Origin of the sequence: Klebsiella sp. A-Nf5, from assembly GCF_002810545.1 — a bacterium.
In the GTDB taxonomy this organism is placed as follows: Bacteria; Pseudomonadota; Gammaproteobacteria; order Enterobacterales; family Enterobacteriaceae; genus Klebsiella; species Klebsiella variicola.
Map to the genome: position 1 here is coordinate 80,368 of NZ_PIOG01000269.1, position 20,712 is coordinate 101,079.

Sequence of the window (20,712 nt, forward strand, 5' to 3'; positions counted from 1 at the left end):
AAGGAGATCGCGTTTAACTGGCAGTGGAGGGTCCACCACGCATATCAACGAACAATAAAAATTTTCAGGGGAAGTTTTCTATGTCTACGCCTTCAGCGCGTACCGGCGGTTCATTAGACGCCTGGTTTAAAATTTCGGCGCGCGGTAGCACCGTGCGTCAGGAGATTGTTGCAGGTCTTACTACCTTTCTGGCGATGGTGTACTCCGTCATCGTGGTGCCGGGCATGCTCGGTAAAGCGGGCTTCCCGCCGGCCGCGGTGTTTGTCTCTACCTGTCTGGTGGCGGGCGTTGGCTCGCTGGTGATGGGGTTATGGGCAAATCTGCCGATGGCGATCGGTTGCGCCATCTCGCTGACCGCCTTCACCGCCTTCAGCCTGGTGCTGGGGCAGCAGATCAGTATTCCGGTGGCCCTCGGCGCGGTATTCCTGATGGGGGTCCTGTTTACGGTGATCTCCGCGACCGGCATCCGCAGCTGGATTTTGCGCAACCTGCCGCAGGGCGTGGCGCACGGTACCGGGATCGGGATTGGCCTGTTTCTGCTGCTGATTGCCGCCAACGGCGTTGGCCTGGTGATCAAAAACCCGCTGGACGGTCTGCCGGTGGCGCTGGGCAAATTTGACAGCTTCCCGGTAGTGATGTCGCTGATTGGCCTTGCGGTGATCATTGGTCTGGAAAAAATGAAGGTGCCGGGCGGCATTCTGCTGACCATTATTGGCGTGTCGATTGTGGGGCTTATTTTCGATCCGAACGTCCATTTCTCCGGTATTTTCGCCATGCCATCCCTGAGTGATGATAAAGGCAACTCGCTGATTGGCAGCCTCGACATCGTCGGCGCGCTGAACCCGGTCGTGCTGCCCAGCGTGCTGGCGCTGGTGATGACGGCGGTGTTTGACGCCACCGGTACTATCCGCGCGGTGGCCGGCCAGGCGAACCTGCTGGACAAAGACGGGCAGATCATCAACGGCGGTAAAGCGTTGACCACCGACTCCCTGAGCAGCGTCTTCTCCGGTTTAGTCGGGGCGGCGCCGGCGGCGGTGTATATTGAATCGGCGGCGGGTACCGCGGCCGGCGGTAAAACCGGTCTGACCGCGGTGACGGTCGGTGTCCTGTTCCTGCTGATCCTGTTCCTCTCTCCGCTCTCTTATCTGGTTCCGGCCTACGCGACCGCGCCGGCGCTGATGTACGTCGGCCTGCTGATGCTGAGCAACGTGGCGAAAATCGATTTCAACGACTTCGTTGACGCGATGGCTGGCCTGATCACCGCGGTGTTTATCGTGCTGACCTGTAACATCGTGACCGGCATCATGATCGGTTTCGCTACCCTGGTGATTGGCCGTCTGGTCTCTGGCGAGTGGCGCAAGCTGAACATCGGTACGGTGATTATCGCCGTGGCGCTGGTGGCGTTCTACGCGGGCGGTTGGGCGATTTAAACCCTTCGTGCTCCTCACGGGCGGCTCAGGCCGCCCGTTTTATTTTTAAGCCACATCCTGTTTCCATTTGCGTTAATCTGGGTGGCGTATGATTCACAGGCACGACGCCTCACAGGTATAAAAGAAAACGCAGCAAACAGGGAACACATGGAAATATTCTTTACCATCCTCATCATGACCCTCGTGGTCTCACTGTCCGGGGTAGTGACACGTGTACTGCCCTTTCAGGTTCCACTCCCACTGATGCAAATCGCCATTGGCGCGCTTCTGGCATGGCCGACCTTCGGTTTGCACGTTGAATTTGATCCAGAGCTGTTTCTGGTCCTGTTTATCCCGCCGCTGCTGTTCGCCGACGGCTGGAAAACGCCGACCCGTGAATTTATTGAACACGGGCGGGAGATCCTTGGCCTGGCGCTGGCGCTGGTGGTCGTGACGGTAGTCGGCATCGGCTTTCTGATCTACTGGATTGTGCCTGGCATTCCGCTGATCCCGGCGTTCGCGCTGGCGGCTGTGCTCTCGCCGACCGATGCCGTGGCGCTCTCCGGCATCGTCGGGGAAGGGCGGATACCGAAAAAAATCATGGGCATTCTGCAGGGCGAGGCGTTAATGAACGACGCTTCCGGTCTGGTCTCACTCAAGTTTGCCGTCGCGGTGGCGATGGGCACCATGGTCTTTACCGTTGGCGGCGCGACCGTAGAGTTTCTGAAGGTGGCGATCGGCGGCGTGCTGGCCGGGTTTGTGGTGAGCTGGTCGTATGGCCGTTCGATGCGTTTCCTCAGCCGCTGGGGCGGGGATGAACCCGCCACGCAGATTGTCCTGCTGTTCCTGCTGCCGTTTGCCTCCTATCTGATTGCCGAACATATCGGTGTCTCCGGCATCCTGGCGGCGGTGGCGGCGGGGATGACCATCACCCGTTCCGGCGTGATGCGTACCGCGCCGTTGGCCATGCGCCTGCGCGCCAACAGCACCTGGGCGATGCTGGAGTTTGTCTTTAACGGCATGGTCTTCCTGCTGTTGGGCCTGCAGCTGCCGGATATCCTCTCCAGCTCGCTGGTGGCGGCGGAAGCTGACCCCAACGTCGAGACCTGGATGCTGTTTACCGACATTATCCTGATCTATGCCGCGCTGATGCTGGTGCGTTTTGGCTGGCTGTGGTCGATGCGTAATCTTAGCCAGCGCTTCCTCAAGAAGAAACCGATGGAGTTTGGCTCCTGGACCACCCGCGAGCTGTTGATCTCCTCTGTGGCCGGGGTGCGTGGGGCGATTACCCTCGCCGGTGTGCTCTCGATTCCGCTGCTGCTGCCGGACGGGAATGTTTTCCCGGCGCGCTATGAGCTGATTTTCCTCGCCGCTGGGGTGATCCTGTTCTCGCTGTTCGTCGGGGTGATTGCGCTGCCGATCCTGCTGCGCCACATTGAATCGAGTGACAACGTGCAGCAGCGGAAAGAGGAACGACTGGCGCGCGCAGCGACGGCAGACGTGGCGATTGTGGCGATCCAGAAGATGGAAGAGCGGCTGGCGGCAGATACCAAAGAGAATATCGATAACCAGCTGTTGACCGAAGTCAGTTCGCGGGTGATCGGTAACCTGCGCCGCCGCGTCGATGGTCGTAACGACGTGGAGACCTCTATGCTGGAGGAGAGCCTGGAGCGACGCTTCCGCCTGGCTGCACTGCGCTCTGAGCGCGGAGAGCTGTATCATCTGCGCGCCACCCGGCAGATCAGTAACGAGACGCTGCAGAAGCTGCTGCACGATCTCGACCTGCTGGAAGCGCTGTTAATCGAAGATCAATAACCTGTAATCCGGATAGCGCGACGCTTATTCGGGCTACTGGCGAGACTGTAGAAAATGTGTAGCCCCGGTAAGCGTTAGCGCGACCGGGGGAAACCCTAGCAGCGGTGCAAGCGCCTGACCCGGGCTACCCATTCCTCTGCGAAACGCGTTGTCACCAGGGAATTATTCCAGCCAGAACGCCTTACTGCACGCCAGCCAGGCCTCAGCGCTGCGCGACATATACACGCCCTCCCGCCAAATCATCCCCAGCTCCCAGCGCAGCTCGCTTTGCAATGGGATCCAGCAAAAGTTCTGCGGGTCGAGACGCTGGCAAATCGGCTCGGGCAGGATCGCCACGCCAATGCCGGCCTGCACCATCGCGGCGAGAAAATCCCACTGGCCGCTGCGCACCGCGATACGCGGCTTCACGTCATGCTCGGTAAACAGGCGCATCAGCTGCTGGCTGAGGGCAAATTCTTCGTTGTAGATGACCAGCGGATATGCCGCCAGCTCTGCCGGCGAGAGGGCGGTTACGCCCTCCCACGGCGCGGTTCTTGGCGTCAGGACGCACAGCGGGTGGTTGAACAACGGCAGCGTGGTGAGATGGCTACCCTCTTCGATGGGCAGGGCGGTCATTGCCATATCGAGCTCGCCGTTGCTGACCGCCTGCTGGACCGTCAGGCCGCCAAACTCGGCGATTTTCAGCTCGACGCCCGGGTAGCGCTCGCGGAAGCGGCTGATCGGCTCCGCCATCAGCATTCCGACCATCGGTGGAATGCCAAGCCGCAGCACCCCTTTATGCAGGTGGTTGATATCGCTCAGTTCTGACTCCAGCTGGCTGAACTCGCCAAGGATCGCCTGGCCGCGTTCAAAAACGACGCGCCCGGTATCGGTGAGCAGCAGTTTACGACCATCGCGGATCAACAGCGTGCAGTTCAGTTCATCTTCGAGATTTTTGAGCATCTTGCTGATGGTGGGCTGTGTGACGAACAGCTTTTCCGCCGCGCGAGTAAAACTCTGCTGACGAACCACTTCAACGAAATAGCGCAGCGTTCGGATATCCATAATTATTCCCTGAGACTATACCTGCGATGATTTTAATTCATTTCTGTCCGCTTCGGCGGCTCTCTATACTGCTTGCCTGACTTCTTTTTTCAGGAATCTCGCTCATGGCCTTCGCGCCAGCTCGCGTTGCCCCCGCCGTGGCGCAGCGACTTCAGATCCCGGCGCAGGTGCTCCTCTATGTCGGGTTATTTATTTTTGCGCAATATCTGGTGAATACGTGGCAGGTGCCGTTGCCACCTAATCTGGTCGGCATGGTGATGCTCCTGCTGCTGATCGTCTGCCGGGTGATCCCCCTGAACTGGGTTCGCGCCGGCGCCCGCTGGTTGCTGGCGGAGATGCTGCTGTTTTTCGTCCCGGCGGTGGTCGCGGTGGTCAACTATGCGCAGCTGCTGATGGTTGATGGCTGGCGGATTTTCCTGGTGATTGCCTTAAGCACGCTGATGGTGCTGGGCGCCACGGCCTGGGTCGTCGACAGGGTTTACCGTTACGAAGTGAGCCGGCTAAAAAAATGAATGATGTCATGCTGAGCATTCTGTGCCTGGTGGCGACGCTGGGTCTCTATTACGCCAATAAAAGGCTGTATCGCCGTTTTCATAAACTGCCGCTGATGCCGCTGGTGTTCACGCCGATCCTGCTGGTGCTGATCCTGGTGCTGGGCCATATCTCTTATCAGAGCTATATGGGAGAGACCCACTGGCTGCTGTGGCTGCTGGGCCCGGCGACTATCGCCTTTGCCGTCCCGGTTTATGAAAATGTCGCGGTGATCAAACGCCACTGGATGTCGCTCAGCGCCGGGGTGGTGACGGCGGTGGTGGTGGCGGTGACCAGCTCCGTATGGCTGGCGCGCGGATTGATGTTGTCTGATGAAATCCAGCGCAGCCTGGCGGTGCGCTCGGTGACCACGCCCTTTGCGCTGGCGGCGGCGAAACCGCTCGGTGGTCAGCCCGATCTGGTGGCGCTGTTTGTGGTGATCACCGGCGTCTTTGGCATGGCGGTAGGGGATATGCTGTTTTTACGCCTGGCTATCCGGGAAGGGATGGCTAAAGGGGCCGGGTTTGGCGCGGCGTCCCACGGGGCGGGGACCGCGCGATCCTATGAGCTGGGCCAGCAGGAGGGCGTGGTGGCCAGCCTGGTGATGATGCTGTCTGGCGTAGTGGTGGTGCTGGCGGCGCCGTTAGTGCGCTGGCTGCTGTTTTAACGTTATCCCGTAGCCTGATGTTATGAAATATTGAGGGGCGGAATAGTTATGAACTATTTTCGCCCCTGATTGTTTATGCCGGTTATTGGTCATCAGAAAAGATTAAGTCAATTCTTATTACCATCCTCTCTTTGTAACTAAATATTACAAAGCCAGTGGTAATCTAATTACATCACGAATGATGTATAGATTTTTTATTATCTCCGCGAATTTTATAAGTTTGTATCCTTATGATTTTAAAGGTGGTTTATTTTATTTCTCTAATTCTTTAAGGTGATTTGTTAAAAAATCAATTTTTACATTAATAATTGAGCTTTTACCCTCTGTTCGTTATTCTTTTTACGCGGGCTTGTATTATTGAATGGATTCAAATGCTGGTCGTTTATTTATGTATAATATTAATTATCATAAATCATATGTCACGTAAATGTGTATGTGACGCCGCGCGGATGCAAATTCATTCTCTAATATATCTGCATAAAACAATTGACGGACTGATTGTCTTTTATAATGGATATGGGAATAAATATGAAGATGAGTAAAAAATTTCTGGCGGGTGCCCTGATTTTCTCTGCCTGCAGCGCGCTGTCTACTGTTGCCCAGGCCGATAACACCATTACTTTTAATGGGATCGTTTCAGATACCACCTGTACGGCGACCATTGATGGCGGTGTGACTACCATTGATATGGGCACCACCTCAGTAGCGGATCTGAAAGCGTATGAATTCGGTGCAGCCAAGAACTTCTCCTTTAGCTTAGCCGATTGCCCGACCACGGAAAACGGTGGCAACAGCATCGCCCGCGTCACTTTTGGTGGCGTTTCGGATACCGCGAATAGCGATTACTTTAAAAACCAGGCGACAATTGACGCGGCAACGGGGGTTGCTGTGGCGCTTTATGACGAAGCTGGCAGCCTGATGAAGAATAACGAAGAAGGTTCGGATGTCGATATTTCTTCCGGTGCCGCAACTATCCCGTTCACCGTTAAAATGGTAAAAGCGGGTTCTGAAGACCCGACGAAAGGTACCGTTCAGACAACTGTGACTTATAACGTGACCTATTATTAATTCGGCGTTTTGTTGAATGGAGAAAGGGGAATCGTCTGTTATTCCCCTTTAATTAAACGTATGAGATATCCTTTTTTTGTGGTCGGTTTATTGCTGTCCTCCTCTATTGCGCAAGCCAGCGTGGTCGTGGGCGGCACGCGTCTGGTATTTGATGGTGCGAAAAACAACGCCGTCATCACGGTTGAGAATAAAGATCAGAGCAGCAATATCGTACAGTCCTGGCTCTCGGTGGTGGATGCCGCTTCGCCAGCCAAAGACGCGTTTATTATTACGCCGCCGCTGTTCCGTCTCAAAGCCGGAGAGAAAGGATTCGTGCGCGTTGTCCGCTCAGGAAAAAAACTACCCGACGATCGCGAGTCGATGTTTTGGCTCAATATCAAAGGGATCCCGGCAACGGAATATGTCCCGGATAAAAATGTGGTGCAGTTTGCCATCAACTCGAAAATAAAATTGATTTATCGACCTGCCGCGTTAAAAGGCAATACACCGGAATCGTATGCCGAAAAATTACAGTGGAGAAAAGAGGGGGCGTCGGTGACGGTTAAAAACAACTCACCGCTGTATATGAATTTTTCCCAGGTTAGCCTTAACGGAAAAAATATTTCTGGCGCATGGTTTGCTGCCCCCTTTTCTACCTTAAAAATACCCGTGCAGAGTAACCTGTCCGCGACAGGGAAAAAAGAGATCACATGGAGCGTGATTAATGATTATGGTATGTCAGGGAAGAAATATACCGCTATCATTCAGTAGCGTTGAGCTGCTATTTTCAGCCAAAAGTATCTGCGTCGTTATTGTTTTGTGCCTGAGTACCTTGCCTTCTCGCGCTGAGGCCGGCGAATATTTCAACCCGAATTTACTTGAAGTCGCCGAAAATCCTGCGGCTTCGGTTGATCTGTCCTATTTTTCACAAGATGGCGTACCGCCGGGCACCTATCACCTGGATGTGTACATCAATGATAAGTACGTCAGTTCAGAATCGCTGACCTTTCAGGTAGTTGGCCATGATGCAGGCGCGACCGCTTCCCCCTGTCTTTCCGCGGAGTATCTGAATTCGTGGTTGATTAATACCACCGCCTATCCGCAGCTATTTGAGGCAGGGGAAACCTGCGCCCGGCTGTCGGCGATCCCCGGGATGACGTTCTCGGTGTCTCTTGCCCAGCAGCGAATCGATTTTACCGTTCCGCAGGCCGCGATGCTGAACCGCCCAAGAGACTATATACCGGAGAGCCAGTGGCAGCAGGGGATTAACGCCGGTCTTCTCAACTATAGTGTCACCGGGCAGCGCAATGCCCCGCGGCATAATGGCGCTACCGTAGACAGCCAGTTTGTTAGCCTGCAGCCTGGGGTGAATCTGGGGCCATGGCGTCTGCGCAACTACAGCACCTATAGCCACAGCGACAACAACAGCCGCTGGGAGTCGGTTTACTCGTACCTTGCTCGCGATATCCATACCCTGCGCAGCCAGATGGTGGTGGGTAGTACTTATACGTCGTCCGGCATCTTCGACAGTTTGAGCTTTACCGGTCTGCAGCTCAGTTCGGATAAAGAGATGCTGCCGGATAGCCTGCATGGCTTTGCGCCGACGATTCGAGGGATCGCGCGCACCACCGCGGAGGTCTCGGTTTATCAGAATGGTTACAGCATTTATAAAACCACCGTCGCCCCCGGCGCTTTTGAGATTAACGATCTGTATGCCACCGGTAGCGCTGGCGATCTGTATGTCACCGTTAAAGAGTCTGACGGCAGCGAGCAAAACTTTGTGGTGCCTTTTGCCTCGCTGGCGGTCCTGCAGCGCGAGGGCCAGCTGGATTATGCGCTGAGCAGCGGCAGGACGCGCTCAGGCAGCTCCGACGATAAAGAATACAACTTTATTCAGTCTTCCCTGGCCTATGGCGCCACCAGTAACTTCACCCTCTATACCGGCTTCCAGCAGGCGGAAGATAAATACACCAACCTGCTGTTAGGCGCCGGCTTTAACCTTGGCACCATCGGCGCGCTGTCATTCGATGGCTCTCAGTCGTGGGCCGACGTGAAAACCAGCGATACGGCCTCGTCAACCCGCAAAGAACAGGGGCAATCGTATCGCGTCCGCTTCAGTAAAAGCTTTCTGCAGACGGGCACCAACTTTTCCGTGGCCGGCTATCGCTATTCCACCTCGGGATACTATTCGTTTCAGGATTTTGTCGATAACGCCTCCACGCAGCGCGACTGCTGTACGCAGAGCGGCAGGACAAAAGGCCGGTTTGACGCTTCGCTGTCGCAGACGCTGTTCGGCTATGGTTCGCTCTCGCTTTCGCTGGTCAATGAAACCTATTGGGACAGCTCGCGCATGGAGTCGGTAGGCGTGGGCTATAGCGGGTCGATTGGCAAGGCCTCCTACTTTATTAACTATTCCTATAACCGCAATGTGCAAAGTACCGATGACAGCGGCAATAACCGGCCGGCCAGCGATACCATCGTCTCCCTGACGCTAAGCATCCCGCTTGGCGAGACGCTCTCGGCGAATTACAGCATGAACCATGGCCGCCATAACGACACCACGCACAGCGTGGGGCTCAACGGCTCGGCGTTCGAGGATCGTTCCCTCAACTGGAGCCTCCAGGAGGGTTACAACACCCAGGATAAGAGCACCTCCGGTAACCTCAGCGTCAATTACCAGGGATCAAAAGGCGATGTCGCCGGCGGCTATGGCTACGACCACTACAGCAATCACTACAATTATTCGCTGCGTGGCGGCATGGTCGCCCATGCGGGCGGACTCACGCTGTCACGCTTTCTGGGCGAGAGTTCTGCGCTGGTTGAAACGCCCGGCGTCAGCGATGTGAGGGTTCAGGGCCAGACCAACGTGACAACGGATGGCGCCGGATATGCGGTGGTGCCTTACGTCCGCCCTTACCATCGCAACAGTCTGGCGCTGGATGAACAGCAGGTGGCTGGCGCCGAGGTCGATAACGTCGCCAGAACGGTGGTCCCAACGCGCAACGCGATCGTCAAAGTGCAGTATGACACCCGAATCGGCTACAAGGCGATGCTCACCCTGCGTACCCGCAGCGGTGTGGTGCCTTTCGGCGCGTTGGTGACCCTTGATAATGATCGCGCCAGCGCGGCGCGCAGCAACATTGTCGGCGATGAGGGGCAGGTGTATCTCACAGGGCTGCAGAAAAAAGGCCAGCTATTAGCGCGCTGGGGGGAGAAAAGCAGTGAGCAGTGTACCGTTCATTATGACTTCTCCAGCATGGCTCTTGGCGACGATATCCTGTTTTATCAGGCTGAATGCCGGTAATGGACGCACGTTTTCAACATGGAAGAAGGGGCTGATATGAATATGAGAGACAGCAGCACAGGGGGCATCCTGGTGGCCAGCCTTTTGCTGCTCTCCCTTCCGGCGCTGGCTTATGAAGGCAGCAGCACGGTCAATTTTAACATCACGGGCACCATCGAAGCGCCTTCCTGCGAGGTGGCCGTGGAACCGTCGAACAGTATCGATTTAGGCACCGTCTCCTCGCAGACGTTCTCCGGTAATGCCGGGTCGAGCGGAGCCAGCGTGCCGGTTAAACTGGTCTTTTCCAGCTGTTCCGCCGATGCGTCGGCGGTCACCATCGTATTTAGCGGTACCAGCTTCGATAGCACCCACGCTTCGATCTATAAAAACTTCCAGACAGGCAGTAGCGGGGCCAGCGGTGTTGGTTTGCAACTATTGAGTATGGCCGATCAGCAGTCCCTCGGCCCCGGTGATCAGTATCTCTATACCTTTGGTGATGATGCAGATGTTCATAACTTCAACATGATAGCACGCATGTTTTCGCCCTATGGCCAGGTGAGCCCCGGTATCGTCGGCTTCACTGCCACGTTTGATGTGGCTTACAAATAACGTTTCGACAGGGATGGATATGAAAAAATGGATCTTATTGCTCATATTGGCATTGTGTCCCGTCTATAGCTGGGCGGCCTGCAGTGGCACCAACTATGGCGATGTCTCGATGACCAACCTGCCGGAAAAGATTCTGATCAATGCCGGGAGCTATACCGCAGGGACAGTACTGTATGACTCGGGGAAGATTACCCGCTCGCAAACGGAATTGCTTAACTGTGAGGGGAGCACCTACGCGGTGTTTGCCTGGTCCTCAAACAATGCCGGGTCATTGATAGGGGATAATATCTATGCCACCTCGGTACAGGGGATCGGTATTCGCGTCAAGGTGTGGCTCAATATCACTGGCGAATATGATGGTGATACCGATGATTTCAGCCCCGACTCGCAGGTGCATTATATTGGTGATGTGAATTATTACCTCGGTAAGCCGACAGGCTTTTTGGACTCTTTCGCGTCGACTTATTATACCCCGGCGTATCAGCTGCAGCTGGTGGCCACCGGCGGCGCCATCGCCAGCAATAGTCAATTATCGTTCAGCGATCCAGTGGCGACGGTATCGGCGAAGGATAAGTGGGGAACGCTCTCTATTTCGCGGCTGCACATCAGCGGCACCACCAGCATCCAGATGATCCCGATGGGGTGTATCGTCAGTAGCAATAGTCTCAGTTTTGCCATGGGTAGCATCAATGCCAGCGAGTTTAACACCGCGACGAAGGTGGGGAGTGCGCAACAGCCCCTGACCCTCTCCTGCGAGCCGGGGACCAATGTTTTAATGCGGGTGGTGGCGACGCAAGCGAGCGGCAATAATCCTGGCAACACGGTGATGGCCTTAACGGCAGAGGAGAATGTTGCCACCGGGGTGGGGGTTCAGTTAAATATGGATGGCAAAGCGATGCCGTTGAATACTGACCTCAGTCTCTATTCCTCGGGCCGCACCACGGTGACCAACAGCGGCGCGGATGCCAGCTACAGCTATTTTACTAATCCCGACAGTCCTGGTGGCGCAGCGGCCATGCAAACGCTCACTTTTACCACCAACTATTACAAAACAGGCAGCGCGGTGACCGCCGGTTCGGCAAACGCCACCGGGGTGATCACATTTACCTATAACTGAGCCGGTCAGAATAACCCCCTTCCCCGGACGATGTCGGGGAAGGGGGAGGCGACGCTTAGTGCGCCTGGCCGCGTTCGATACCGATCCCGGTTTGCGAACGGATAAACTGGGCGCGGAACTGCTCGCGCTCGCGCATCCCTTCCGGTGAGTTATCGGTGGCGGAGAAGACCCAGATACCGATGAACGCGATGGCAATGGAGAACAGCGCCGGATATTCATACGGGAACAGCGCTTTCTCATGGCCGAGGATCTGCACCCAAATGGTCGGACCGAGGATCATCAGAATGACCGCGGTCAGCAGGCCCAGCCAGCCGCCGATCATCGCGCCGCGGGTGGTCAGTTTCGACCAGTACATCGACAGCAAAATAATCGGGAAGTTACAGCTGGCGGCAATGGAGAAGGCCAGACCAACCATAAAGGCGATGTTCTGATTTTCGAACAGAATACCCAGCAGAATCGCCACTACCCCAAGGACCAGCACGGTAATCTTCGACACCTTCAGCTCCTGGCGCTCGGTCGCGCCCTTGCGGAAGACGTTGGCGTACAGGTCGTGCGACACCGCTGAGGCGCCGGCGAGCGTCAGGCCTGCCACCACCGCCAGAATCGTGGCGAAAGCGACGGCGGAGATAAAGCCGAGGAACAGATTCCCCCCCACGGCATCCGCCAGATGCACCGCCGCCATGTTATTGCCGCCGATAAGCTGTCCGGCTGCGTCTTTGAACGCCGGGTTCGCGCCCACCAGCATGATGGCGCCGAAGCCGATGATAAAGGTCAGAATATAGAAATAGCCCATAAAACCGGTGGCGTAGAAGACGCTTTTACGCGCTTCTTTGGCGTCGCTCACGGTGAAGAAGCGCATCAGGATGTGCGGCAGACCGGCGGTGCCGAACATCAGACCCAGACCCAGAGAGAGCGCCGATATCGGATCTTTCACCAGCCCGCCGGGACTCATAATCGCCGCCCCTTTCGGGTGGACGGCCATCGCCTCGGTAAACAGGTTATTGAAGCTGAAGCCGACGTGCTTCATCACCATAAAGGCCATAAAGCTGGCGCCGCACAGCAGCAGAACCGCTTTAATAATCTGCACCCAGGTGGTCGCCAGCATGCCGCCGAACAGGACATAGAGCACCATCAGCACGCCAACCAGCACCACGGCGACATGGTAATTGAGACCGAACAGCAGCTGGATTAACTTGCCGGCGCCCACCATCTGGGCAATCAGATACAGGGCCACCACCACCAGCGAACCGCAGGCGGAGAGAGTGCGAATCGGCCCCTGCTTCAGACGGTACGAGGCGACGTCGGCAAAGGTATAGCGGCCAAGGTTGCGCAGACGTTCGGCGATCAGAAACAGGATAATCGGCCAGCCGACGAGAAAGCCCAGCGAGTAGATCAGTCCGTCGTAGCCGGAGGTATACACCAGCGCGGAGATACCGAGGAAAGAAGCCGCTGACATAAAGTCACCGGCAATCGCCAGCCCGTTCTGGAAGCCGGTGATATTGCCGCCAGCGGTGTAGTAATCGCTGCGCGAACGTACCCGTTTTGACGCCCAATAAGTGATGTATAAGGTGAGGGCGACGAAAATCAGGAACATGATAATCGCCTGCCAGTTGGTCGGCTGGCGCTGTACCGCGCCGGTAATGGCGTCTGCGGCGTGAGCGCCAAGGGGCAGCAGCGTGGCGGCGAGCGCCGTCAGTACTCTCTTGCTCATGCTTTCACCTCGTTCAGAACGCTTTTGGTCAAACGGTCGAATTCACCGTTGGCCCGCCAGACATAAATACCGGTCAGGACAAACGAAATGACGATCACGCCAATGCCCAGCGGGATCCCGCGGGTGACGCTGGTCCCGGCGTGCAGAGGAGTACCGAGCCAGCCGGGCGCGAAGGCGATAAGCAAAATAAAGCCCACATAGATCACTAACATAATCAGTGACAGAATGGCGGCAAACCGTTGCCGTGATGCAACTAACTCCCTGAAATGCGCACTATTTTCTATCCGCTGACAAAGTTGTTCATTCATCTTAGCGTCTCCAGAGGTCTCCCTTTCGTCATCCACTCAGCGGACGCTGGCGACAGCAACCCCTCCGGCGATGGAGCCGGGATACGGTTTACTGACGGCGTTCCTGCGAGTGAAATCCTGGGGGAGGGACTTATTTTTATCCTCTCCCCGGCGGGGGAGAGGGTGTAGGGAATCGGTCCTTGCTTACGATGGCATCGTTATGGCCTGCTTCTCTTCGAGCAGTTTTTCCACAACGCCAGGATCGGCGAGGGTCGAGGTATCGCCGAGGTTGCTGGTGTCGCCTGCGGCAATCTTACGCAGAATGCGGCGCATGATTTTGCCCGAGCGGGTTTTCGGCAGCGAATCGGTCCAGTGCAGCACATCCGGCGTCGCCAGCGGGCCGATCTCTTTGCGCACCCAGTTACGCACTTCCGCATACAGCTCCGGGGTAGGCTCTTCGCCGTGATTGAGCGTCACGTAGGCGTAGATGGCCTGGCCTTTGATGTTGTGCGGGATCCCCACCACCGCCGCTTCGGCGATTTTCGGGTGCGACACCAGCGCCGATTCGATCTCGGCGGTACCCAGACGGTGGCCGGAGACGTTCAGGACGTCATCCACGCGGCCGGTGATCCAGTAGTAACCATCTTCATCACGGCGTGCGCCATCGCCGCTAAAGTACATATTTTTGAAGGTGGAGAAGTAGGTTTGCTCAAAGCGCTCATGGTCGCCGAACAGGGTACGCGCCTGGCCAGGCCAGGAATCGGCGATAGCAAGATTGCCCTCGGTCGCGCCATCCAGCGGCAGGCCTTCGTTATCCACCAGCACCGGCTGGACGCCAAAGAACGGACGGGTGGCGGAGCCGGCCTTCAGCTCGATTGCGCCCGGCAGCGGGGTGATCATAAAGCCGCCGGTTTCGGTCTGCCACCAGGTGTCCATCACCGGGCACTTCTCGTTACCGATCTTCTTCCAGTACCACTCCCAGGCTTCCGGGTTAATTGGTTCGCCGACCGAGCCGAGAATACGCAGCGAGGAACGATCTGTGCCTTCGATCGCTTTGTCGCCTTCCGCCATCAGGGCGCGGATAGCCGTCGGGGCGGTATAGAGGATGCTGACCTTATGCTTATCGACGACCTGGCACATACGCGCCGGGGTTGGCCAGTTCGGTACCCCTTCGAACATCAGGGTAGTGGCGCCGCAGGCCAGCGGGCCGTACAGCAGATAGCTATGGCCGGTGACCCAGCCCACATCGGCGGTGCACCAGTAAATATCGCCCGGATGGTAGTCGAAAACGTATTTGAAGGTGGTGGCCGCGTAGACCAGATAGCCGCCGGTGGTGTGCAGCACCCCTTTCGGTTTACCGGTGGAGCCAGAGGTATAGAGGATAAACAGCGGATCTTCGGCGTTCATCTCGACGGGCCGGTGTTCGGCGCTGGCGTTCGCCATCAGGTCGCTCCACCACAGATCGCGGCCTTCCTGCCAGTCGATTTTACCGCCGGTACGTTTCAGGACGACGACGTGTTCAATGCTTTTGACGTTCGGGTTTTTCAACGCGTCATCGACGTTTTTCTTCAGCGGGATGGCGCGACCGGCGCGCAGCCCTTCGTCAGCGGTGATCACCAGGCGCGAGCTGGAGTCGATAATGCGTCCGGCAACCGCCTCCGGCGAGAAGCCGCCGAAAATCACTGAATGGATGGCGCCGATGCGGGCGCAGGCCAGCATCGCCACCGCGGCTTCCGGCACCATTGGCATATAAATAGCGACCACATCGCCTTTTTTAATCCCAAGGTCGAGCAGCACATTGGCGAAGCGGCACACGTCCGCATGCAGTTCACGGTAGGTGATGTGCTTGCTCTGGCTGGCGTCGTCACCTTCCCAGATGATGGCGGTTTGATCGCCGCGTTCGGCGAGGTGGCGGTCGAGGCAGTTGGCGGCGAGGTTCAGGGTGCCGTCTTCATACCATTTGATGGAAATATTACCCGGCGCGAAAGAGGTGTTCTTCACGCGGGTATAGGGGCGTATCCAGTCAAGGATTTTGCCCTGCTCGCCCCAAAATGTATCAGGGTCGGTTATGGATTGTTGGTACTGCGCCTTGTACTGATCCGGGTTAATCAGGCAACGTTCCGCGATATTAGCGGGAATAGGGTGTTTGTGTATTTGGCTCATGGCTTTTTTTCTCCTTTGAACTTGTTAAATATATGTCAAACAAACGTTAAGAGTAGGGGTTTTGACAGCTTTGTTTGTTAATTGGGGGGCAGATCACGCAATGATTCAACTGAGTGAAATTTCATCAAATGAAACTTTGAAGTGAAATAATTACGTAAATGAATTTATAGAAACGGAAGGTGTGAAATATTTTTTATTACAAATACTTATGCATTGTAACTGGGGGAAATTCGTGACTTTATGCAGAAAACCAGAAGAAAGCCCTATTCTTAAAGGCTTGCGCAGCATGCCGTGCAAATGATACTGATATTGCGCGTTAAATAACCCCACAAAGCAACGCAACACAATTCATACCCCCTGCAGTGGGTACCATGACGAAAAGGAATGGTGCCTTTCATTGAGGAAGTCAGTAGTGAAGAAAACGAAAAAAGTCAGTCTGGCCTGGCAAATCTTGCTAGCCCTGGTGCTGGGTATCCTTCTGGGCAGTTATCTGCATTACCACGCCGAAAGTCGCGATTGGTTGATTAGCAATTTGCTGACGCCGGCGGGCGATATCTTTATCCATCTGATTAAAATGATCGTGGTCCCGATTGTCATTTCGACCTTGGTGGTCGGGATTGCCGGCGTGGGCGACGCCAAGCAGTTAGGCCGGATCGGCGCCAAAACCATTATCTATTTCGAAGTGATCACCACGGTAGCGATTGTGCTGGGTATTACCCTGGCCAACGTTTTCCAGCCGGGAACGGGCATTGATATGTCGCAGCTGGCGGCGGTCGATATTTCGAAATATCAGAGCACCACTGCCGAGGTGCAGAGCCATGCGCATGGCCTGATGGGTACTATCCTGTCGCTGGTGCCGACCAACATCGTGGCGTCGATGGCGAAAGGCGATATGCTGCCGATTATCTTCTTCTCGGTGCTGTTTGGTCTGGGGCTCTCCTCGCTGCCGGCGACCCACCGTGAGCCGCTGGTAACGGTCTTCCGCTCCATCTCCGAGACCATGTTTAAAGTCACCCATATGGTAATGCGCTATGCGCCGATCGGGGTATTCGCCCTGATTTCGGTGACTGTCGCCACCTTTGGTTTCGCCTCGCTGTGGCCGTTGGCCAAGCTGGTGCTGCTGGTTTACTTCGCGATCCTGTTCTTCGCGCTGGTGGTGCTGGGGATTGTCGCGCGTCTGTGTGGCCTGAGCATCTGGATCCTGATCCGTATCCTGAAAGATGAACTGATTCTGGCCTACTCCACCGCCAGCTCCGAAAGCGTGCTGCCGCGCATTATCGAGAAGATGGAAGCCTATGGCGCGCCGGCGTCGATCACCAGCTTTGTGGTGCCGACCGGTTACTCCTTTAACCTCGATGGCTCAACGCTGTATCAGAGCATCGCGGCGATCTTTATCGCCCAGCTGTACGGTATCGACCTCTCTATCTGGCAGGAGATCACCCTGGTGCTGACCTTAATGGTGACCTCTAAAGGGATCGCTGGCGTGCCGGGCGTCTCCTTCGTGGTGCTGCTGGCAACCCTGGGTAGCGTGGGGATCCCGCTGGAAGGCCTTGCCTTTATCGCCGGTGTCGACCGTATTCTCGACATGGCGCGTACCGCGCTGAACGTGGTGGGCAATGCGCTGGCGGTGCTGGTTATTGCCAAATGGGAGCATAAGTTCGACCGCAAAAAAGCGCTGGCGTATGAACGCGAAGTGCTGGGCAAGTTTGATAAAACCGCCCGATAAAACACAAAGCCCGGCGCGAGCGCCGGGCTTTTTCTTATCCTTTACTGATCCGATCAAACTCTTCGCAGCCGGTATCAAACCCCTCCAGGCAGCTGACGTTGAGCCAGTGCAGCGCCTTCTGTTTATTCGGTTCGATAAAACCTTTCTCTCCCAGCTGGAACATCATGCCGGCCCAGTATTCGGCATAGCCGGTCCGTGAGAGCGCCGAGCTGCCTTTAAAGTATTCGCTCGCTTTCACATCATCCTCCGGGCCATCCACGCCGCTGGCGTAGATCAACCCCAGTAGCATCTGGGCGTCCACCGCTGCATCGCTTTCGCTATCCTTAGCGGCATCCTGCAGGAGTTTGATGGCGTGCGGCACGTCGGTGGGGCCGGCCTGACGGTTGACCAGCACCCGCGCCAGAACGATCTCCCCGGATTTACTGCCCGCCTCGACGGCTTTTTCCGCCAGCTGGCGGGCCTGCGGATAGTCCGCCTGTTGGGAGTTGCGAATTTTGAGCTGCGCCAACAATGCCAGCGCGTCGCCATCGCCCTGTGCCGCGGCTTTCTGCGCCCAGTATTCGGCTTTCTGATAATCGCCGGAGCTGACCCAGGTATCGGCAAGGTAATATTGCGCGCGTCGATCGCCGGCTTCCGCCTGCTGTTGATACTGGCTGCCGGGTTCGGTGGCGACCGCTGCGCCGCTGGTGAAAACCAGTAAAAATAAAAAGAGGTATTTCATTTGTATTTATTATCAGCAAGGAACATAGCGCGCAGTATAAAGGGAGGCGAAAAAGAAGAAAATGGCAGGAATTAGCGGTGTGAATACCCGGAAAAGGCGCAACGCACCGCCTCCGGGGAAAATCCCCGGTAGCGCTACCGCTTACCGGGGCTACAGCGTTGTGCGATTTGGTAGCCTGGAGAAGGCGCAACGCACCGCCTCCGGGGAAAATCCCCGGTAGCGCTATCGCTTACCGGGGCTACTCAATGGTACAAAGGTTCGAACCTTAACCCATCGCGCTTTCGCGCAGGCGGGCTTTCAGCTTGTTGTACTCATCGATCACGTACTGTTCCGCCGCGCGCTGATCGGCAATCCGCTCAACGTTGACCGCGCAGTACTTGTACTCCGGCGTTTTGGTTATCGGACTCAGGTTCTCCGACACCAGCTCGTTACAGGCACCGATCCACCACTGGTAGGTCATGTATACCGCGCCTTTATTCGGCCGATCGCTGACCTGCGCGCGGGTGATGATCCGACCCTTACGCGAATTCACCCACACCAGCGCTTCATCTTCGATGCCTAACCGTTCGGCGTCGGCGGTGTTGATTTGCGCATAGCCCGGTTCATCCGCCAGTGCCGCCAGCGCCGCGCAGTTGCCGGTCATCGAACGGCACGAGTAGTGGCCGACTTCGCGCACTGTCGACAGCACCATTGGGTACTCGTCGGTGAGCTTATCGATCGGCGCGACCCAGTCGCAGGTGAAGAACTGTGCCAGCCCGTTCGGGGTATCGAACTTCTCTTTAAACAGATACGACGTCCCCTGGTCGGCGTCGGACTCATCGCGGCATGGCCACATGACATAGCCGAGTTCACCCATTTTCTCATAGGTGGCGCCATAGAAGTCCGGGCACAGATGCCGCAACTCGTCCCAGATCTCCTGGGTGTTGTTGTAGTGCATCTTGTAACCCATCCGGGTGGCGATTTCGCTGATGATCTGCCAGTCGGTTTTCAGGTCCCACTTCGGCTCCACCGCTTTAAAGAAGCGCTGGAAGCCGCGGTCCGCTGCGGTATACACGCCTTCGTGCTCGCCCCACGAGGTGGACGGCAGGATGACGTCGGCCGCGGAGGCGGTTTTGGTCATGAAAATGTCCTGGACGATAACCAGTTCCAGATCGTCGAACGCTTTGCGGACCGCAGAGAGTTCGGCATCGGTCTGCAACGGATCCTCACCCATGATGTACGCCGCCCGCACTTCGCCGTGCGCCGCGCGATGCGGCAGCTCGCTGATGCGATAGCCGGTATGTTCCGGCAGGCTGTCGACGCCCCAGGCTTTGGCGAACTTCTCGCGGTTCTCCGGGAACTTGACGTACTGATAGCCCGGATAGGTATCTGGCAGCGCGCCCATATCGCAGGCCCCCTGGACGTTGTTCTGCCCGCGCACCGGGTTGACGCCGACGCTCGGCTTGCCGAGGTTGCCGGTGAGGATCGCGAGGCTGGTCAGCGACCGTACTGTCTCCACGCCCTGATAGAACTGGGTGACACCCATGCCCCACAGGATGGCGGCAGATTTTGCGCTGGCGTACATCCGGGCGCAGGCGCGGATCTCCTGGGCGCTAACCCCGGTGATCGCTTCCACCGACTCCGGCGTATAACCTTCGACGATCTTGCGATACTCCTCGAAGCCTTCGGAACGGCTGGCGACGAAGGATTTATCGTACAGATCCTCTTCAATAATGACGTGGCCAATGGCGTTGAGCAGCGCGATATTCGAGCCGTTCTTCAGCGCAATGTGCATGTCGGCGATGCGCGCGGTTTCAATTTTGCGCGGGTCGCAGACGATGATTTTCGCCCCGTTGCGTTTGGCGTTAATGACGTGATTCGCCACGATAGGGTGGGAATCCGCCGGGTTGTAACCGAAGATAAACACCAGATCGGTGTTATCAATCTCCGTGATGGCATTACTCATGGCGCCGTTACCGACCGACTGGTGCAGACCTGCAACCGAAGGGCCGTGTCAGACGCGAGCGCAGCAGTCGACGTTATTGGTACCAATAACGGCGCGCGCGAATTTTTGCATCACATAGTTGGTTTCATTACCGGTGCCGCGGGAGGAGCCGGTGGTTTGGATCGCATCCGGGCCATATTTGGCTTTAATGGCGCTGAGGCGAGTGGCGACGTAATCCAGCGCCTCATCCCAGGAGACAGCTTCCAGCTTGCCGCCGCGTTGACGACGGATCATGGGGGTTTTCAGGCGCGGCGTCAGGATCTGGGTATCGTTAATAAAGTCCCAGCCATAATAGCCCTTCAGGCACAGGGTTCCCTGGTTGGTTTTCCCCTGCGCCGCTTCAGCCCGAACGATTTTGCCGTTATCGACCACCAGGTTGATTTTGCAACCTGATGCGCAATACGGGCAAACCGTGACGACTTTTTTCATCGGTCTTGCTCCAGTTATTCAATGGGCGCGTTTGCGCTATCGCGCCGTCACTATGCATCTTCTATGCCATATTTTCATTGTGGATATTCCTTGATGATACGCGGCTTTTTTGGGCGAAATGCTGACGAAAAACAGCCTGTCGACAGATTTGACGTGTCGATACGCTGGA

At 56.4% G+C, this 20,712-nt stretch carries 16 protein-coding genes and 1 pseudogene; 11 read left to right on the top strand and 6 right to left on the bottom strand.

Annotation, left to right across the window (positions count from 1 at the left end; genetic code table 11):
* Positions 1-80 precede the first annotated feature (80 nt).
* Entirely contained in the window at positions 81-1,430 is a 1,350-nt protein-coding gene (locus tag CWM53_RS27630; protein ID WP_100676121.1) for an NCS2 family permease, read from the top strand.
* Between the two features lie 147 nt (positions 1,431-1,577).
* Positions 1,578-3,224, top strand: coding sequence for a Na+/H+ antiporter (locus CWM53_RS27635; protein ID WP_100730093.1), 1,647 nt, complete (start codon positions 1,578-1,580; stop codon positions 3,222-3,224).
* Between the two features lie 162 nt (positions 3,225-3,386).
* Here CWM53_RS27635 and CWM53_RS27640 read toward each other — a convergent pair whose 3' ends face one another.
* Positions 3,387-4,268, bottom strand: coding sequence for a LysR family transcriptional regulator (locus CWM53_RS27640; protein ID WP_061156103.1), 882 nt, complete (start codon positions 4,266-4,268; stop codon positions 3,387-3,389).
* Between the two features lie 104 nt (positions 4,269-4,372).
* Here CWM53_RS27640 and CWM53_RS27645 point away from each other — a divergent pair, with 104 nt between their 5' ends.
* The 7 genes from CWM53_RS27645 to CWM53_RS27675 all read left to right on the top strand — a co-directional run bounded on the left by CWM53_RS27645 (position 4,373) and on the right by CWM53_RS27675 (position 11,522).
* Positions 4,373-4,780 (top strand): CidA/LrgA family protein, encoded by a 408-nt coding sequence (locus CWM53_RS27645; RefSeq protein WP_100681911.1) that lies wholly within the window; start codon positions 4,373-4,375, stop codon positions 4,778-4,780.
* Positions 4,777-5,466, top strand: a complete 690-nt coding sequence (locus CWM53_RS27650; protein WP_061156101.1) for an LrgB family protein — start codon at positions 4,777-4,779, stop codon at positions 5,464-5,466. The genes CWM53_RS27645 and CWM53_RS27650 overlap by 4 nt, the downstream gene beginning before the upstream one ends.
* A 510-nt stretch (positions 5,467-5,976) precedes the next feature.
* A complete protein-coding gene (locus tag CWM53_RS27655) occupies positions 5,977-6,534 on the top strand; it encodes a fimbrial protein (RefSeq protein WP_165785140.1) in 558 nt (185 codons plus the stop codon).
* Positions 6,535-6,594: 60 nt separating this feature from the next.
* The gene (locus tag CWM53_RS27660; RefSeq protein WP_074387334.1) at positions 6,595-7,284 is read left to right on the top strand and encodes a fimbrial assembly chaperone; all 690 of its coding nucleotides are present in this window, start codon (positions 6,595-6,597) and stop codon (positions 7,282-7,284) included.
* The gene (locus CWM53_RS27665) at positions 7,238-9,817 is read left to right on the top strand and encodes a fimbria/pilus outer membrane usher protein (RefSeq protein ID WP_100676122.1); all 2,580 of its coding nucleotides are present in this window, start codon (positions 7,238-7,240) and stop codon (positions 9,815-9,817) included. Before CWM53_RS27660 ends, CWM53_RS27665 begins: the two co-directional genes overlap by 47 nt.
* A 36-nt stretch (positions 9,818-9,853) precedes the next feature.
* Positions 9,854-10,405, top strand: a complete 552-nt coding sequence (locus tag CWM53_RS27670) for a fimbrial protein (RefSeq protein ID WP_077268438.1) — start codon at positions 9,854-9,856, stop codon at positions 10,403-10,405.
* Positions 10,406-10,424: 19 nt separating this feature from the next.
* The gene (locus CWM53_RS27675; protein WP_074387332.1) at positions 10,425-11,522 is read left to right on the top strand and encodes a type 1 fimbrial protein; all 1,098 of its coding nucleotides are present in this window, start codon (positions 10,425-10,427) and stop codon (positions 11,520-11,522) included.
* A gap of 55 nt (positions 11,523-11,577) precedes the next feature.
* Here CWM53_RS27675 and actP read toward each other — a convergent pair whose 3' ends face one another.
* The 3 genes from actP to acs form a co-directional block, all read right to left on the bottom strand.
* On the bottom strand, positions 11,578-13,233 hold the full coding sequence (gene actP, locus CWM53_RS27680) for a cation/acetate symporter ActP (protein ID WP_074387331.1): 1,656 nt from the start codon (positions 13,231-13,233) through the stop codon (positions 11,578-11,580).
* Complete coding sequence (locus CWM53_RS27685) at positions 13,230-13,541, bottom strand: DUF485 domain-containing protein (RefSeq protein WP_061156094.1); 312 nt, start codon at positions 13,539-13,541, stop codon at positions 13,230-13,232. Before CWM53_RS27685 ends, actP begins: the two co-directional genes overlap by 4 nt.
* Positions 13,542-13,724: 183 nt before the next feature.
* Positions 13,725-15,683: an acetate--CoA ligase gene (gene acs, locus CWM53_RS27695; RefSeq protein ID WP_100631215.1), complete on the bottom strand. Its 1,959-nt coding sequence runs from the start codon at positions 15,681-15,683 to the stop codon at positions 13,725-13,727.
* A 100-nt stretch (positions 15,684-15,783) separates the two neighbouring features.
* On the opposite strand from acs, the pseudogene CWM53_RS27700 reads away from it, so the two are divergent.
* Together CWM53_RS27700 and gltP are read left to right on the top strand one after the other, a co-directional pair.
* A pseudogene (locus tag CWM53_RS27700) lies at positions 15,784-15,984 on the top strand (hypothetical protein).
* A 111-nt stretch (positions 15,985-16,095) separates the two neighbouring features.
* Positions 16,096-17,409 (top strand): glutamate/aspartate:proton symporter GltP, encoded by a 1,314-nt coding sequence (gene gltP, locus CWM53_RS27705; protein ID WP_061156091.1) that lies wholly within the window; start codon positions 16,096-16,098, stop codon positions 17,407-17,409.
* A 34-nt stretch (positions 17,410-17,443) separates the two neighbouring features.
* Here the strand turns inward: gltP and CWM53_RS27710 are convergent, their stop codons facing one another.
* Positions 17,444-18,130 carry a tetratricopeptide repeat protein gene (locus CWM53_RS27710; protein WP_061156090.1) on the bottom strand — a complete coding sequence of 229 codons (687 nt, stop codon included), beginning with the start codon at positions 18,128-18,130 and terminating at the stop codon, positions 17,444-17,446.
* A 265-nt stretch (positions 18,131-18,395) separates the two neighbouring features.
* Positions 18,396-20,543, bottom strand: coding sequence for a formate dehydrogenase subunit alpha (fdhF, locus tag CWM53_RS27715; RefSeq protein ID WP_077625462.1), 2,148 nt, complete (start codon positions 20,541-20,543; stop codon positions 18,396-18,398).
* Positions 20,544-20,712 lie beyond the last annotated feature (169 nt).

Coding starts and splice junctions, on each gene's coding strand:
- CWM53_RS27630 (WP_100676121.1), top strand. CDS start 81: ATGTCTACGCCTTCAGCGCGTACCGGCGGTTCATTAGACGCCTGGTTT.
- CWM53_RS27635 (WP_100730093.1), top strand. CDS start 1,578: ATGGAAATATTCTTTACCATCCTCATCATGACCCTCGTGGTCTCACTG.
- CWM53_RS27640 (WP_061156103.1), bottom strand. CDS start 4,268: ATGGATATCCGAACGCTGCGCTATTTCGTTGAAGTGGTTCGTCAGCAG.
- CWM53_RS27645 (WP_100681911.1), top strand. CDS start 4,373: ATGGCCTTCGCGCCAGCTCGCGTTGCCCCCGCCGTGGCGCAGCGACTT.
- CWM53_RS27650 (WP_061156101.1), top strand. CDS start 4,777: ATGAATGATGTCATGCTGAGCATTCTGTGCCTGGTGGCGACGCTGGGT.
- CWM53_RS27655 (WP_165785140.1), top strand. CDS start 5,977: ATGGATATGGGAATAAATATGAAGATGAGTAAAAAATTTCTGGCGGGT.
- CWM53_RS27660 (WP_074387334.1), top strand. CDS start 6,595: ATGAGATATCCTTTTTTTGTGGTCGGTTTATTGCTGTCCTCCTCTATT.
- CWM53_RS27665 (WP_100676122.1), top strand. CDS start 7,238: ATGATTATGGTATGTCAGGGAAGAAATATACCGCTATCATTCAGTAGC.
- CWM53_RS27670 (WP_077268438.1), top strand. CDS start 9,854: ATGAATATGAGAGACAGCAGCACAGGGGGCATCCTGGTGGCCAGCCTT.
- CWM53_RS27675 (WP_074387332.1), top strand. CDS start 10,425: ATGAAAAAATGGATCTTATTGCTCATATTGGCATTGTGTCCCGTCTAT.
- actP (WP_074387331.1), bottom strand. CDS start 13,233: ATGAGCAAGAGAGTACTGACGGCGCTCGCCGCCACGCTGCTGCCCCTT.
- CWM53_RS27685 (WP_061156094.1), bottom strand. CDS start 13,541: ATGAATGAACAACTTTGTCAGCGGATAGAAAATAGTGCGCATTTCAGG.
- acs (WP_100631215.1), bottom strand. CDS start 15,683: ATGAGCCAAATACACAAACACCCTATTCCCGCTAATATCGCGGAACGT.
- CWM53_RS27710 (WP_061156090.1), bottom strand. CDS start 18,130: ATGAAATACCTCTTTTTATTTTTACTGGTTTTCACCAGCGGCGCAGCG.